Annotated in this window: 10 protein-coding genes; all 10 read left to right on the forward strand. The window is 43.2% G+C overall.

Annotation, left to right across the window (positions count from 1 at the left end; all coding sequences use genetic code 11):
• The first annotated feature begins 4 nt into the window (after nucleotides 1-4).
• The 10 genes from EAH55_RS09755 to EAH55_RS09800 all read left to right on the forward strand — a co-directional run bounded on the left by EAH55_RS09755 (nucleotide 5) and on the right by EAH55_RS09800 (nucleotide 16,357).
• Nucleotides 5-796 (forward strand): FHA domain-containing protein, encoded by a 792-nt coding sequence (locus EAH55_RS09755; protein ID WP_121809451.1) that lies wholly within the window; start codon nucleotides 5-7, stop codon nucleotides 794-796.
• A gap of 265 nt (nucleotides 797-1,061) precedes the next feature.
• Nucleotides 1,062-1,997, forward strand: a complete 936-nt coding sequence (locus EAH55_RS09760; RefSeq protein WP_121809452.1) for a ring-cleaving dioxygenase — start codon at nucleotides 1,062-1,064, stop codon at nucleotides 1,995-1,997.
• Nucleotides 1,998-2,001: 4 nt separating this feature from the next.
• Nucleotides 2,002-2,625: an alpha/beta hydrolase gene (locus tag EAH55_RS09765; RefSeq protein ID WP_121809453.1), complete on the forward strand. Its 624-nt coding sequence runs from the start codon at nucleotides 2,002-2,004 to the stop codon at nucleotides 2,623-2,625.
• A gap of 284 nt (nucleotides 2,626-2,909) precedes the next feature.
• The gene (locus EAH55_RS09770) at nucleotides 2,910-3,494 is read left to right on the forward strand and encodes an RNA polymerase sigma-70 factor (RefSeq protein WP_114936840.1); all 585 of its coding nucleotides are present in this window, start codon (nucleotides 2,910-2,912) and stop codon (nucleotides 3,492-3,494) included.
• Between the two features lie 125 nt (nucleotides 3,495-3,619).
• Nucleotides 3,620-4,780, forward strand: coding sequence for a FecR family protein (locus EAH55_RS09775; RefSeq protein WP_121809454.1), 1,161 nt, complete (start codon nucleotides 3,620-3,622; stop codon nucleotides 4,778-4,780).
• Nucleotides 4,781-5,050: 270 nt separating this feature from the next.
• A complete protein-coding gene (locus EAH55_RS09780) occupies nucleotides 5,051-8,401 on the forward strand; it encodes a TonB-dependent receptor (protein ID WP_162996804.1) in 3,351 nt (1,116 codons plus the stop codon).
• 50 nt (nucleotides 8,402-8,451) lie between these two features.
• On the forward strand, nucleotides 8,452-9,948 hold the full coding sequence (locus tag EAH55_RS09785) for a RagB/SusD family nutrient uptake outer membrane protein (RefSeq protein WP_121809456.1): 1,497 nt from the start codon (nucleotides 8,452-8,454) through the stop codon (nucleotides 9,946-9,948).
• Between the two features lie 172 nt (nucleotides 9,949-10,120).
• Nucleotides 10,121-12,892: an alpha-L-rhamnosidase gene (locus EAH55_RS09790; RefSeq protein WP_121809457.1), complete on the forward strand. Its 2,772-nt coding sequence runs from the start codon at nucleotides 10,121-10,123 to the stop codon at nucleotides 12,890-12,892.
• 14 nt (nucleotides 12,893-12,906) lie between these two features.
• Nucleotides 12,907-14,067, forward strand: coding sequence for an acyltransferase family protein (locus EAH55_RS09795; protein WP_121809458.1), 1,161 nt, complete (start codon nucleotides 12,907-12,909; stop codon nucleotides 14,065-14,067).
• Nucleotides 14,068-14,089: 22 nt separating this feature from the next.
• Nucleotides 14,090-16,357 (forward strand): beta-N-acetylhexosaminidase, encoded by a 2,268-nt coding sequence (locus EAH55_RS09800; RefSeq protein ID WP_121809459.1) that lies wholly within the window; start codon nucleotides 14,090-14,092, stop codon nucleotides 16,355-16,357.
• Nucleotides 16,358-16,493: the final 136 nt, after the last annotated feature.

Consider the following 16,493-nt stretch of genomic DNA (forward strand, 5'->3'; position numbering starts at 1 on the left):
GCAAATGGCATTTAGTTTATTTAAAAGAAGCGGCGAAAAGCAACCCTGGGATGTAAAAAGCTTACGTGAAGCGATATTGCGTTTCATTAAAGAATCGTTACAGAAGATAGAAGGCGGAGAGGGCGGCCATATTAAAGAATTGAAGCTTTTTATAGCTGCCGATAACGAGGATAAATCTATTTATGAAGGGGCGGTTTATGTGCACGACAAACAGCTATTCAAAAACGAGGTGCAAAAAATAGCCGACGATTTTGCTATCAACCTACCATCCGACTGGACGCTTGATGTTGAATTTACAGAGCAGTTTCCTACAGACGCCAAAAGAATGCACGACCTGGATGTGGCCTTTGTCATGAATACCCGTAAGCAGGTTGCCCATAATGCAGCCTCCTTTACCGCCTATTTGCGCATCCTGAGTGGCGAGGCCGAAAAAGAAGAATACCAGATCAAAGCTGCCGACCCTAAGCTCAACATCGGTCGGGATAAAAAGGCCGTGACCGAAAATGGTTCATTCAGGCTAAATCAACTGGTTTTTCCGGGTGAGAGCCGGGACGAAAGCAACAAATACATCAGCAGGCAGCACGCTCACATTGAATGGGATAATGAAAGCGAACGTTTCATGATCTTTGCCGATGAGGGCGGGGTTCCGCCACGCAACAAAACCAAGATTCATATAGCCGCCGATGGCAAAATGATCAAACTTAATTCAACCCAGATAGGCCACCCGCTTAGTGAAGGTGATCAGGTTATATTGGGTGAATCGGCGGTGTTTTTGTATAGTACGGTGGCATCTTAGTTTAGTGTTATTGGCCATTGTTAAAATATGTCATTGCGAGGAACGAAGCAATCGCACGGAAGCAGGACCGCCCTGTAGAGCATGCGATTGCTTCGTCGTTCCTCCTCGCAATGACATAATGAAGACCGTTACTTAGAAATTCTCTTCAAATAAAAATCCCCTCCCCGTTTTTCTTATCCTACATCAAGTGCCGCCGGCTAATTTGACCGTAATTTTGAATCATAATAACACAGCAAGTATTAAAAGATTTAAAACAAGGACAACAATGGAAAACACTATAAACGGCATTCACCACATCACTGCAATTGCAGGTAATGCCAAAAAAAACTATGATTTTTATACCCGTATATTAGGCTTAAGGTTGGTAAAAAAAACCGTAAACTTTGATGATCCCGGTACATATCACTTATACTACGGCGATAGAAACGGTACTCCCGGCTCTATCCTTACTTTCTTCCCCTGGGAAGGTATAACAAGCGGTCGTCGTGGTGCAAGGCAGGTAACCGAAATTGGCTATTCAGTGCCGGAAGGAAGTCTTGATTTCTGGTTGAAAAGGTTTGAAGATAACAACGTGATCTATAATAAACCTGCCGAAAAATTTGGCGAACAGTATCTTACTTTCCTGGATCCCGATGGTTTGAAATTTGAGCTCATCGTACCAAAAACAGCCGATAGCCGCAAACCCTGGGAAACAGCCGAAGTAACCGCTGCTAACGCTACCAAAGGTTTTCACAGCATCACCATCACATCAAACAAAATTGAGGCGACTGCCAAAATATTAACCGATGTATTAGGCTACCGTTTGTTAGAGCAACACGTTAATCGCTACAGGTTTATTACCGATGCTGTTGAAAATGCAGCAATTGTTGATCTGGTTGAAGTTGCCGGAGAAGTTGCCGGTCATGTAGCCGGTGGCTCTGTTCACCACGTAGCGTTTCGCGTACCTAACGAAAAAGTGCTGATGGAATACCGTGAAAAGATAGCCAACCTTGGTTTGCATATCACCGACAAAATAGACAGGAACTATTTCTATTCACTATACTTCCGCGAACCAGGTGGTGTTTTGTTTGAAATTGCAACTGATAACCCAGGCTTCGCGGTTGACGAACCGGTGGAATTATTGGGTACAGGTTTAAAATTGCCTGCACAGTATGAAAACCTGCGCGGCGAGTTAGAAAAAGCATTACCATCATTAGTTTAATCAGATGTACAGGCACACAAAACAGGTTGTTTCGGCGGGAGTTCCCGCCGAGCAGGCCGATAAAGCCATCATTATGCTACATGGTCGCGGAGCATCGGCAAACAGTATAATCTCGCTTAAAGATCATCTTGAACTGGATGGTTACGCCATCTTTGCTCCACAGGCTAATGAACATAGCTGGTATCCTTACAGTTTTATGGCTCCGGTTCAGAATAACCAGCCTGCATTGGATTCGGCCCTTGAGGTAATTGGCGAGTTGGTTGAGGATATTAAACAAAAAGGAATAGCGCAGGAAAATATTTATTTCCTTGGTTTTTCGCAGGGAGCTTGTTTAACGCTTGAATACGTTACCCGTAACGCGGGCAGCTATGGCGGAGCAATCGCTTTTACAGGAGGATTGATAGGAGAGCAGTTAGTTAAAGAAAACTATAAAGGCGATTTTAATAATACCCCAATACTTGTTACCACCGGCGATCCGGACCCACACGTACCTGTGAGCAGGGTTAATGATAGCGTTGAAATATTAAAAACTTTAAACGCGGATGTTACCCTTAAAATTTATAAAGGCCGCCAGCATACTATCTCACACGAAGAATTAGTATTGGCAAATGAGATATTGAAGAATTGATTGTTTTCAAAGTTGAGTGTTTTAAGAGTGGAGAGCCGCCCGGAGGGGTGGCTCTTTTTTTATGTTTCGATAGAAAGACTGGTTGATAATGGTTGCTTAACAAATAAATTATATCCGCATTTTTTGTTAATCTTTAACTTATTTTATATGAATATTTGATAGATGGAATTTGTAATTAACTCATTGGTAAACAGCAGTTAAGCTTATTTTTACTTTTTAAATATAATAACTTAATATTTAAGTAATTTTAGCCTTTGTTTTTCTGATAACTTAATTGGTAGACTATGTCTGATAAAATTGTGATGAGCGATACGGTGCTCATTAGCCGCTTAAAGGCTGATGATGAAGCGGCGCTAACCATGATTTACAGGCGATATTGGGCTTCGCTTTTTAAGGCAGCATATAATATTCTGAAAGACAGGCAGGCCTGCGAAGATATCATCCAGGAGCTGTTTATAAAACTTTGGGATTGCCGTGCTGAAGTTCAGATCAACGTATCGTTAAAAGCCTATTTGTATGCATCGGTACGGTATGGTGTTTACAGGCAGATCCGGACAGGCGCACCCGTTAGAAACGAAATTTTTGATGATCTGATTGAACGCTTGCATACCCCTGCCACACACAACAGCATCGAACATAAAGAACTTTTATTGCAAATAAACCAGGTAATTGATACCCTGCCCGAAAAATGCCGGGAAGTGTACAAGCTGAGTCGCGAAGAGTGCCTTAGTCATAAAGAAATTGCCTTGCAGCTAAATATCTCCACCAAAACCGTCGAAAATCACTTAACTAAAGCGCTTCGTGAGCTCCGAGGCTCTTTGAGTACTGTATTTATCGTGGAAGCGCTAATGTTTCTGTTGGATAAATAATATTCAAGTTGCTGATTTTCAGTATGTATTTCTGCGGTTAATGCATCTTCAAAAATATTTTTAATTTTTTTTCATTTCGGCGTAGGGGATACCCCCATTTTTTTACTCTCCCTCACAAAACCACTATGGTGCAAAAGCAAGAATTTTTACAGCTGATAGATAAATACCTGGCCGGGCAGACAACTGCTGAGGACAAGGAAAAGCTGTTGAATTTCTTCGAAAGCTTTCAGGGCGATGCCGACGAGTGGGATGAAACAGTTCTTGGCGTTAAACAGGAACTGGAAGACCGTATGTTAGGCAATATCAGGCAAGCTATAGCCGAACCGGTATCTAACAAAAGCCCGAAAGTTGTAGGGCTTCACTTTTTCAGAAATGTAGCCGCTGCTGTAATACTATTGGCCGTATCAGGTACCGCTGTTTATCACTGGTATCATAAACATGATCAGCAGCAATTAACGGCGCAAAATAAAGCGGTTGTAAAACACGATGTGGATCCTGGTGATAACAGGGCTATTTTAACCCTAGCCAACGGTACCAAACTGATATTGGATTCGGCAAAGATTGGTTTGTTGAACCAGACTGGCAACATCAGCGTAAATAAAATCAGTGATGGCCAGGTAGTTTATTCTGCCGATAAGGATCAGCAAAACGGACCTGTTGCTTATAACTCTATCAGCACCCCTGTAGGAGGCCAGTACCAGGTTGTACTGCCCGATGGTTCAAAGGTTTGGCTTAATTCGGCCTCTTCCCTGAAGTTTCCTACAGCGTTTACCGGTAACGAACGTGAAGTAGAACTTAGCGGCGAAGGTTATTTTGAAGTGGCCAGAAATAAAGCAAAACCTTTTAATGTGAAGGTTAAAGATATTAACGTATCTGTATTGGGTACCCATTTTAACATCATGGCCTACAATGACGAAGCCGCGGTTAAAACTACGCTGCTTGAAGGCCTGGTGCGTTTAACGCATGGCAATGTAAGTGGTACGCTTAAACCCGGTCAGCAGGGTGTCATAAATGATAAAGGCATTAAAATTATTGATGTTGATACCGACGAAACAGTAGCCTGGAAAAATGGCTTTTTTGACTTTGAGCGGGTAAACATACAAGATATTATGAAGCAGCTTTCGAGGTGGTATGGTACCGAAGTAATTTACGAAGGTAAAATACCTGATGATGAGTTTGTAGGTAAGATCAGGAGGGATGTAAAACTATCGCAGGTGTTGCATATCCTTGAATTAAGCCACGTGCGTTTTAGGATCGAGAACAAAAAGATAATTGTTACCCCTTAAAATAACCGGCAACTGATTTTTAACCACTAAACCCAATCTATGAAGAAACACTGACTATAAAACCTCAAAATATTCCAACCTAAGTTCCCTTATCCAAATTGAAAGAAAAGCCGGAAGCGCTGCAACGCTTCCGGCATAATGAATTGGATCAATCTTTCCTGAGTTTTCAATAACAGATTTTTTTAACCCAAACATCACGAAGTTATGCATTTAAACTTTACTGGTAAAGTATTTAGTGCCTTTGGTACACATTCAAAACTGTTTTTGACGATGAGATTAACCGTCTTATTACTAACTATCGGCTGCCTGCAGCTAAGTGCTAAAAGCTTTTCACAATCTATAACTCTGAATGAGAGGAGTATAGCACTTGATAAAGCTTTTAAAGCAATTGAGAAGCAAAGCGGCTACTATTTTTTCTACAGGTACAAGGATATCTCCAAAACTAAACCGGTTAATCTTTCACTTAATAACGCCACATTACAGGAAGCTTTACAACAGTGCTTTAAGGATGAACCTTTAACTTATGTTATTGATGATAAAAATATCATCGTGAATAAAAAGAATGCTTCAGATGGAAGCGCGGCACAAGCACCTATAACCATAAGCGGTACTGTGGTGGATGATAAAAATCAACCGCTGCCGGGCGTTAATGTTAAAGTAAAAGGCACCAATGTTGGCGCTATAACAGGTGTGGATGGAAAGTACACGCTCAGCGCTGAAGACAATGCTACGCTGGTTTTTACATTTATCGGTTTTCAAACCAAAGAGGAAGCAGTTAATAAGCGGACAACTATCAACGTTGTTTTGGGTGAGGATAACAAAGAATTAAAAGAGGTTGTTGTTGTTGGCTATGGTAACCAGGAACGTAAAGATGTAACAGGCGCAGTCGGTACGGTAAAAATGGCCAATATTAAAGAGATCAAGGCCGCAAGTGTTGATTTGAAGCTGGCTGGTCAGCTGGCCGGCGTTACTGTAAACCAGGTGACAGGTACTCCAGGCGGCGGCGTATCTGTTAATATCCGGGGTGCAGGTTCAGTAGGTGCGGGTGATGATCCACTATATGTAGTTGATGGTTTTCCTATCTCGCCCGGGTTTGATCAGTATTCTAACCCTTTAAGTACTATTAACCCGGATGATATTGAAAATATCAGCGTATTAAAAGATGCCGCTTCTACTGCTATTTACGGCTCGAGAGGTTCAAACGGGGTTATTCTAATCACCACGAAAAGAGCAAAAAAAGGGGAATCAAGTGTTACTGTTAATACCTCGACAGGTGTGCAAACGATATTGTCGGGAACCAAGCTCAAAATGATGACCGCCCAGCAATATGCGCAATGGCGTATTGAGGCTTTACAGGATCTGGATAAGATAAACAATATACCTTTTAGTACAGATCAGGTACCCGAAGCGTTCAGGAACCCACAGGCGTTGGGTAAAGGTACCGATTGGTATAACGCGGTTACACGTAATGCACCTATGCAAAATTATGATGTTACCGTAGCAAACGGTACTGATAAAATGCGTTCCTTATTTTCATTAGGGTACTTTGATCAGGAGGGCACGGTGCTTAATACCGGCTTCAGAAGATATTCTGTAAAAGCCAATATGGACGCAGACCTTTTTAAAAATGTTACCGCAGGTCTTAGTATAGCGCCAACTTATAGCCAACGTAAATTACAGCAAACCGATGGTCACTTTGACCAGGCTATACTAAGCCAGGCTTATCTTGAAAGTCCGCTTACACCGGTGAAGCAACCCGATGGATCGTATACAAGTGTGGTGGGTTCGGCGGGCAACGGAAATATTGCCGGTACAGCATTGAATGCCAATCCTGTAAGCGAGTTGTTAAATACCACCAACAAGTATGCTCAGTTCCGCACATTGGCCAATACGTATGTTAACTGGGAAGTAATTAAAGGGCTTGATATCAAATCTACCTTTGGTATCGATTATCAGAACAGCAATGGCGACTACTTTCGTCCCTCGTTTTTGGGCGGCTTCCGGAATGCTAATAAAGATGGAACACAGGTAAAGGCTGTTGGATCATTTAACTCGTCAAATTCATTTAACTGGTTAAGTGAAAACTCAGTTACCTATAAAAAAACCTGGGGTAATCACTCTTTAACTGTTTTGGGCGATTATTCAATACAGCAGGAAACCAATCATTATCGTTTAACCTATGGTACAGGTTATCCGGATGATGTGATCCAATCAGTGAGGGCAGCTACAATAATTACAGCAAGCTCAACCGACGAAGAGTGGAGGCTATTATCATTAATAGGCAGGGTAAATTACGCGTTTAAAGACAAATACCTGCTAAGTGCATCTATACGCCGTGACGGATCTTCGAGGTTTGCACCAGGGCACAGGTGGGGCACCTTCCCATCGGTATCAGGCGGTTGGCGTATTTCAGACGAATCATTCTTTCCGAAAACAAATGTGATCGATCAGGTTAAATTTACAGCCAGTTACGGTCATGCCGGTAACAATAGCGTTGGTAACTATGATTACATTGCTACGGTAGATCAAACTAATTATACTTTTGGTGGCGGAATAGCTCCCGGTAAATCAATTACCTCCCTTGGTAACGCCGAAGTAGGCTGGGAAACTACCAAACAGTTTGACGTTGGCATGGACCTTTCATTATTCAAAGGTCGTGTTTACTTAATTGCCGAGTATTATAACCGCTTTACCGAAAGGTTATTACAATATATACCTATCCCGACTGTTTCAGGCTATGGATATGCGTTATCAAACGTTGGAAATGTACGCAACAGAGGTTTTGAATTTACAGTAACCACCAAGAATATCGTTAGCAAAGCTTTTAACTGGAATACAGATTTTAACATATCGTTTAATCGTAACAAGGTTATGAGTCTTGGCCCTACACCTCAAATCTATGACGCACCCTTGAATGACAACCCAACCAGTATTACTATGGTAGGGTTGCCTCTCGGGCAGTTTTACGGATATATTTTTGAAGGTATATTTCAAAGTCAGGCCGATTTGGACAAGTATCCTCACTTTGACGGCGAAACAGTGGGCAATATCAGGTATAAGGACGTAAATCATGATGGCGTTCTTGACGGGAAAGACCAGGTGCCAATTGGCAACCCGTGGCCTAAATTTACATTTGGCTTTAATAACCACTTCAGTTATAAACAATTTGATTTGAATATCATATCAGCTGGCTCGGTAGGGGGGCATGTTTTTGACATGTACAAGCAGTTTACTACCAACCTGGATGGTATTTTTAATGTTGAACAAAGCGTTATAAACCGCTGGCGGTCACCGCAACAACCGGGAGCTGGTTTAATACCAACCACAACATCAAATACTGGTTTGGCCCGCGATTTTTACCCCTCATACTGGGTGGAGAGCAATTCCTATTTGATGGTAAAGAATATCGACCTTGGGTATAATTTCAAAACTAAGTTCAGTAGAAATTTCAGGGTGTATTTCAGCGCTCAGAATGCCATTCTTATAACTGGGTACAAAGGCGGTAATCCCGAAGTTGGTATAGAGGGGCAGCAGGGTAACCGTTCGTTATCTCCAAATGTGAACTTTACAGGTTATCCTGTTTCGGCGGTTTATACTTTAGGTTGTAACCTTACTTTTTAAGCGCTGCAATTATTTAGAACTCAATTGAGCAACATTAAGAATCGGAAAACATGAAAAAAAGCATATACCTTTTTCTTACCCTGGCAGTTGTTGGTTTTTATGGCTGTAAAAAAGACTACCTGAACCTGCAACCTACAGACACGCAGAACAGCGCCAACTTTTATAAATCAAAAGCGCAGTTTGTACAAGCTATAAATGGCGCTTACGAACCGCTTCAGGGACTATATACGGGATCGTTTTGGGCGCTTGGCGAAATGCGGTCTGATAATACATCATACGAGTTTGACCCTTATGACCGTTCGGGCACCAGTAAAGAGGAACTGGATGAGTTTCGTGAATTAAATAATAATGATATTGTAGAAACCTACTTTAATACCTCATATACGGATATCGGCAGGTGCAACGTGATCCTTAACCGTTTGCCACTTGCCAAGCTTGATGCCGCAACTACGGATACTATTGGCGGGCAGGCTTTGTTTTTACGTGCATTCAATTACTTTAACCTGGTACGTATGTTTGGTGATGTACCGCTGGTACTTACCGAACCAAAATCGGTGGGCGATGCTTATAATCTGGCTACTAAATCGCCGGCGGCATCGGTTTATACGCAGATTATAGCCGATGCGCAAGCTGCCATTACTAAATTGCCTTTAAAATATGAGAATACATCGGATAAAGGCAGGGTTACCAAAGGCACCGCCGAAACCATGCTTGCCGAAGTATACATGACCCAGAAAAAATTTGATTTGGCTATCCCGCTTTTACGTAGTGTGATATCATCAGGCGTTTACAGTTTGAACGCTAATTATGCGGACAACTTCAATCTAAGTAAGGAAAATGGCCCGGAATCGATCTTTGAAATTCAATACATAGAAGGTCCCAATGGCTTGGGTAGCGATTTTATCGACACATTTATCCCCTGGGATTATTATGATGAAGATGTTACAGGTTATTCCATTGATAACAATGCCCAAAACGGATGGAATATCCCCACCCAGGATCTGGTGAATGCCTTTGAAGATGGCGATCAAAGAAAAGACGCTTCACTTATCGATTTTACTTCGGATGAGTATGGTATCGATCTGCCTTTCATAAAGAAATATACCGGGCCCAAAACAGCAGTTAAAGGCGTAACGCCAAACAACTTCCCTGTTTACCGTTATGCTGATGTTTACCTGATGCTGGCCGAATGTTTAAATGAACAAGGTTTTGCAGGCGGCGGGGACGCTTTTAAATATCTTAACCTGGTTAGAGAACGTGCTGGTTTAGAGGATAAAACAATGGGTAACTCAAACGCAGATCTGAATGTTTCCAGCCAGGAGGAGTTTCGTGCGGCTATGGCGCATGAGCGCCAGGTTGAGCTTGCTTTTGAAAACCATCGCTGGTTTGATTTGCTTCGCACAGGTAAAGCTACCGAGGTGATGAAAGCTCATGCCGTTAGCGAAAGGGCATATAAAAATAGTTCATGGCAAATTAATTCAGCAGCATATAACAATATTCGCCTGTTGTTCCAATACCCTTTAAACGAGGGCAACCTTGAGCACTGATAATGTTACATGGCCAGGTTAAAACTTTTACCGGGCCATATTACGTTTATAATGTGTATTGCAATGATCACATCATTTTTAAGGCCTGCTTAATAAAAATTAGTGTTGCATATCAAAACAATATCGCTGTTAAAGTATATTTAATAGCATGAATTATTAAACCCAAAAAGGTATGTGTAAAAAGGTATGCACACGCATCACTATATTGCTTTTTTTGTATCTGCCGATAATTGCACAAGCGCAAAAAGCGCCGCCGGTTCCCCCACCGTTCCGGGTTGATAACCTGATTTGTGAATACAAAATAAATCCCATCTCCATAGACCAGGCTACACCCCGCCTCGGCTGGAAACTCATAACGCGCGACCGGAATGTACAGCAGGTTGCTTATGAAGTAAGGGTGGGCACTAATGCGGTATCGTTACTTAAAGGCAAAGAACTGCTCTGGACTTCAGGTAAGGTTGCCTCAGGCGAATCGCTTCATGTTTATTATGCTGGCCCGGCGCTTGCCTCACGTCAAAAAGTTTACTGGCAGGTGCGTATCTGGAACAACAGGCAGCAGGTTACCCCCTGGAGCATGGTTAACTCCTGGAAAATGGGCTTGCTTAAACCTGCCGATTGGAGCGCCAAATGGATTGAAGATAACTACCTGTCGGATACTACAGGCGGCCCAAGCCCTATGTTCCGGAAAACATTTAAGCTTGATCATAAAGTACGTGCCGCTCATTTATACATCACAGCACACGGCCTTTACGAGGCACAATTCAACGGAAAACGGATTAGCACAGATTACTTCGGCCCGGGATGGACAAGCTACAATAAACGCCTGCAATACCAGGTTTATGATGTAACTGCTGATTTACTGAAAGGCGATAATGCCGTAGGAGTGACATTGGGCGATGGCTGGTACCGCGGCTACACTTACAATCGCAGAAAAAATGTATACGGTACCAAGCTCGGTTTGTTGTTTCAGTTAGAAGTAGTTTATACCAATGGCAAACGCGTACTGATCAATTCGGATAAAACATGGAAAGTGGCTTATGGGCCAATCCGTTCATCATCGTTTTTTGATGGCGAGGTTTATGACGCCCGTAAGGAGAAGAAAGGCTGGTCGACAATTGCTTATAAAGATCTGAATTGGGATTCGGTACGTACGATTGATACCGTTAAAGATAATTTAGTGGCAACCCTTGGCCCGCCGGTGCGCAAGCACGAAATGTTTAAGCCGCTTAAGGTATTTACTACCCCGGCAGGCGAGCATGTGGTTGACTTTGGTCAGAACCTGGTGGGCTGGGTACAATTTAAGCTGAAGGCAAAGGCCGGAGATACTGTAAAACTATTTCATGCCGAGGTGCTGGATCAGAAAGGTAACTTCTACACCAAAAACCTTCGTACAGCCAAACAGGAAAATGTTTACATTTTTAAAGGGGATAGTGTAGAAACCTTCGAGCCGCATTTTACCTTTCAGGGCTTTAGATACCTGAAGATAGAAGGATATAACGGACAACTGGATTCAACAAACGTAGCTGCTTTTGCTTTATACTCAGATATGGCGCAAACGGGCATGTTCTCAACATCTAACCCGCTTATTAACCAGTTACAGCATAATATTCAGTGGGGACAAAAAGGTAATTTTATTGATGTGCCTACTGACTGCCCGCAACGCGACGAACGAATGGGCTGGACAGGTGATGCCCAGGCGTTTTGCCGCACTGCAACTTTCAATATGGATGTAGCCGGATTTTTTACCAAGTGGCTAAAAGATCTTTCTGCCGATCAGCATAAAAACGGAGCTGTTCCCTATGTGATTCCTGATATGTTGGACAGTGCATCAGCAGCAGCTTCGGGTTGGAGCGATGTGGCAACAATTGCTCCCTGGAATATTTACCTGGCTTATGGCGATAAGCAGGTTTTAGAAAATCAATATCCAAGTATGACAGCCTGGGTGGCATACATTACCCGCCATACCCGTAATGGTTTATGGGACACAGGTAATCACTTTGGCGACTGGCTGTTTTACGCGGGTACCGACTATGCTGATGGCGCCGCCCTTACCGATAAAAATCTGATAGCGCAGGCATTTTATGCTTACTCAACCCAATTGGTTATCAATGCCGCTACCATATTAGGTAAGCAGGACGACATTAAAAAATACACCGATTTGCTGGCAGATGTTAAAAAGGCTTTCCTGGCAGAATATGTTACGCCCAACGGCCGCATGATCTCCGGCACGCAGACATCTTATGTACTGGCGCTGAACTTTGATCTGCTGCCCGAAAATCTGCGCGAATCTGCAGCCAAAAGGCTGGTGAACAATATTGAGGATTATGACGAGCACATTACAACAGGCTTTTTAGGCACACCCTACATCTGCCACGTGTTAAGTCGTTTCGGTCACACCGATATCGCCTATGACCTGTTGATGAAGGAGTCATACCCCTCATGGCTTTATCCCGTAAAAAACGGGGCAACTACAATTTGGGAACGCTGGGATGGTATAAAACCCAACGGTACCTTTGAAGATCCGGAAATGAACTCTTTTAACCACTATGCCTATGGTGCCATAGGCGATTGGATGTACCGCGTAATAGCCGGTATCAACACGGACGAGGGTTCGCCGGGTTTTCATAAAATCAATATCTTTCCGCATCCGGGAGGTAAATTAACCAATGCCAACGCCGAGCTGGAAACCCTTTACGGAAAGGTAAAATCGGCATGGAGTATTGATAATGGGATTTTTACCCTTGATGTGATTGTGCCGCCAAATACAACTGCTACTATAACTTTGCCGGCAGTTGATGGCCCGGTTACCGAAGGTAATATCGATATTAACAGCAATAAAGATATTGCCAACATCAAACCTGCTGGCGGCGATATGCAGATGGACATTGGTTCGGGCATATACCAATTTAAATACATCTTAAAAACACATAAAAAGAATAGCTAACAGGATAATAACACATGGCAGCTTCGGTAATCAATCAGCAGGAACCACTTAAAAATACTGGCACCGCAAAGGCGAGCCGTCCAAGGCTGCTATCGCTTGATTTTTTCAGGGGTTTTACTGTAGCTGCCATGATCCTGGTAAATGATCCCGGCGATTGGGGACATATCTATTGGCCGCTTGAACATTCTAAATGGAATGGCTGTACCCCGACTGACCTTGTGTTTCCGTTTTTCCTGTTTATGGTGGGCGTATCCATCGTGTACGCTATGGAAAGCAAAAAGGCTGACACAGTTAACCATAACAAATTGCTCTTATCAATATTAAGGCGTACGCTGATTATCATAGCCCTTGGCGTTTGCTTACCCCTGATAAACGATTTTCAATTCGCGCATCTGCGTTTTCCCGGTGTGTTGCAGCGCATCGGGCTCGTATTTGGCATAACTGCCTTGTTGTATGTTAAAACCGACATCCGTACACAGGTAATTATCGCTGTAAGCTGTCTTATCGGCTATTATCTATTAATGACCCTGGTACCTGTACCGGGTTTCGGAACGCCAAACCTTGAACCTGCTACCAATTTAGGGGCCTGGATAGATAGATCGGTTTTTACCGAAAATCACCTTTGGGGGGCATCCAAAACCTGGGATCCGGAAGGCTTGCTGGGAACTATCCCATCTGTTGCTACCTGCCTGCTGGGTGTATTTACCGGTACCTGGCTTAAAACCGGAAAGTTTAAAACCAGTGCTGAGCTGTTTAAAATGATGGGCGTGGGTATTTTGTTGATAGCGCTTGCCTTAATTTGGAATACTTTTTTCCCTATAAACAAACAACTGTGGACAAGCTCGTTCGTGCTGCTTACTGCAGGTTTAGCTATTAATATCCTTGCGCTTTCATACTGGTTTATTGATATTAAAGGGAATAAAGCTTTACTGTCGCCATTTTTGGCTTTCGGCCGTAATGCCATTGCTGCTTATGTTTTGGCCGATATCATTCCCGCTTTAATAGCTGCTATTCCGGTGCAAAAAACTAATTTATGGTCGTTCACCTACAATAATCTGTTCGTACCGTATCTTTCGCCCGAAAACGCCTCACTGGCCGGAGCCATCCTGACCGTACTGATCATATTTGTTCCGGTTTGGATCCTTTATAAAAAGAATATCACCGTTAAGGTATAACCCCGTTTCATTATCTGCTGAAATGAAGAAAACACTATCTCTGAAATATATTTTACTATTCGCTTCGCTGTTTTTATCGGTAACAACAAGGGCGCAGTTTCATATTATTCCGCAGCCTGTAAGTTTAAAAGGAGGTAAAGGGAGCTTTTTATTGAGCAAGAATGCTGTAATCGGGGTTAATAAAGAAACCGAACCGGTAGGCAAATACCTTCAGGATTATCTTAATCAAAACTATGGTCTGCAAACAACAGTAAAGGTATTTGAAAAGATCCCTGTCAAAACAGCCATCAGGTTAAACAATGTTTGGTCTAATGCCGAAAGCACTTATACCATGAATGTAAGCCCTGCATCCGTGAGCATCAGCGGGAGCGGTGCAGGCGTGTTTTATGGGGTTCAAACACTGATTCAGTTGTTGCCGACGGATAAAGCGACTGCCATAAAAGTTGCTGCCTGTACCGTGGCCGATCAGCCACGATTTGGCTGGCGGGGTTTAAGCCTGGATGTAAGTCGCCATTTTTTTACGGTTGATGAAGTGAAAAAGTATATAGATGTAATGGCTCATTATAAGCTCAATACCTTTCACTGGCACTTAACCGACGATGAGGGCTGGCGCATTCAGATTGATAAATATCCACGCCTAACCGAAGTGGGCTCAAAAATCAGCTACTACGCTAAGAGGAGTGAGTTCAGAAAACTGGACAACCTGATAGATGACGGCCGTGATGGTTTTTATACCAAAGATGAAATCCGTGATGTGATCAAATACGCGCAGGACAGGTTTGTAACCATTCTGCCCGAAATAGAGATGCCGGGGCACAGCGAAGCGGCCATTTTTGCTTATCCGCAGTTGGGCTGTCAAGACTCCACAGGTGCCAAACACCGGGTACGAATGCTGGACCCGAGCGAGTTCACCTTCAAATTTATGGAGGATGTACTGACTGAAGTAATCGGGTTATTTCCGAACCAGTATGTGCACATAGGCGGTGATGAGGCCGAAATGGTTGATTGGCTGAAGAGCCCTACTGCCGTTGCCCTCATGAAACGGGAGCATCTGAAAAGTGAAAAAGAGGTACAAAGTTATTTCATCAAGCGAATAGAGAAATTTCTGCTATCAAAAAACAAACGCCTGGTAGGCTGGGATGAGATTCTTCAAGGCGGTCTTGCCGAATCGGCCACAGTAATGAGCTGGCAGGGTGAGGCTGGGGGCATAGCCGCTGCCAAGATGCGCCACCACGTAGTAATGACGCCCTTACCCTACATGTATTTTGATGCCCCGCAGGCCAATGAAGATCTGGAGCCAATAGGCTGGAACCCGCCGGTGACATGGCAAATGGTGTACAATTATGAGCCGCAATCAAAAGAGCTTACCAATGCCGAAGCTGAATACATTTTAGGGGCACAAGGCAATATCTGGAATGAAAAGGTACCCAATGCACAACACCTGCAGTACATGGTTTACCCACGCGCCCTTGCCGTGGCCGAACTCACCTGGAGCCCGAAAAATGAAAAGAACCTTGATCGCTTTGGCTGGAAAATGAAAAACCAGTACGGCTTGTTTAAGCTATGGAATTTTAATGCCCGTTTGCCTGATATTGACGGTGTGGATAATATCATCACCAATAAAAACAGGTTTAAATTAACGCTGAATTACCCGTTAACGGGAGCTAAAGTTCGTTATGCGCTAAACGGCAAAATGCCGGACGTTAATAGCGCGGCTGTTGCTTTCCCGGTTAATATAGATGTGCCTTTGAAAGATAGCATCGGCCTGAGAACATTTACTACCTGGACGCTGAATGATCAGCATATTCGTCAAATGGCCAATATCAAACGGATAACTATCAAAGCATCCCGCGAAAAAGCAGCTAACTTGAAACCGGGAATGTTTTACGAGGTTTTTAAAACCAAAGAGCACGATATAGATAAGCTGGAAAATGAAAGACCCGCAGAAACAGGGGAAACAAATCTGATTGTGCCTGTGAGGTCATTGGGCGAAGGGTTTATTAATTGGGTGAAAATTAAGGGGTTCATCAAGATAACCAAGGAAGCGGATTATGAATTAACTTCCGGGTTTGAGGTTAGTCCCGCTTTGTTTCTGGATGACGAGCCGGTAATAAAAATGGGACTGAATACTTATGTTGAACCGCAAAAAGCTTTATTACATTTGAAAAAAGGTGTGTATGCATTAAGCGGACATTACATTGCCGATAAGGCGAATGAAAATCAAACCCTGATAGCATTAAAGATTGCAGGAGGAGAGAAGCTCTACCCGAAGTTTTATTTGGTGCATTAACAATAAAAAAGCGTCATTGGGAGGAACGAAGCAATCCCCGATTTGCAGGTCCGCTCTGTATAGCTCGCGATTGCTTCGTTCCTCGCAATGACGGTTCTTGTGGTGCATTTATCGTTTTATAAACTGCCAAACCATA

This window comes from Mucilaginibacter kameinonensis, from assembly GCF_003675385.1.
Lineage (GTDB): Bacteria > Bacteroidota > Bacteroidia > Sphingobacteriales > Sphingobacteriaceae > Mucilaginibacter > Mucilaginibacter kameinonensis.

Coding starts and splice junctions, on each gene's coding strand:
- EAH55_RS09795 (WP_121809458.1), top strand. CDS start 12,907: ATGGCAGCTTCGGTAATCAATCAGCAGGAACCACTTAAAAATACTGGC.
- EAH55_RS09780 (WP_162996804.1), top strand. CDS start 5,051: ATGAGATTAACCGTCTTATTACTAACTATCGGCTGCCTGCAGCTAAGT.
- EAH55_RS09785 (WP_121809456.1), top strand. CDS start 8,452: ATGAAAAAAAGCATATACCTTTTTCTTACCCTGGCAGTTGTTGGTTTT.
- EAH55_RS09790 (WP_121809457.1), top strand. CDS start 10,121: ATGTGTAAAAAGGTATGCACACGCATCACTATATTGCTTTTTTTGTAT.
- EAH55_RS09765 (WP_121809453.1), top strand. CDS start 2,002: ATGTACAGGCACACAAAACAGGTTGTTTCGGCGGGAGTTCCCGCCGAG.
- EAH55_RS09775 (WP_121809454.1), top strand. CDS start 3,620: ATGGTGCAAAAGCAAGAATTTTTACAGCTGATAGATAAATACCTGGCC.
- EAH55_RS09755 (WP_121809451.1), top strand. CDS start 5: ATGGCATTTAGTTTATTTAAAAGAAGCGGCGAAAAGCAACCCTGGGAT.
- EAH55_RS09770 (WP_114936840.1), top strand. CDS start 2,910: ATGTCTGATAAAATTGTGATGAGCGATACGGTGCTCATTAGCCGCTTA.
- EAH55_RS09800 (WP_121809459.1), top strand. CDS start 14,090: ATGAAGAAAACACTATCTCTGAAATATATTTTACTATTCGCTTCGCTG.
- EAH55_RS09760 (WP_121809452.1), top strand. CDS start 1,062: ATGGAAAACACTATAAACGGCATTCACCACATCACTGCAATTGCAGGT.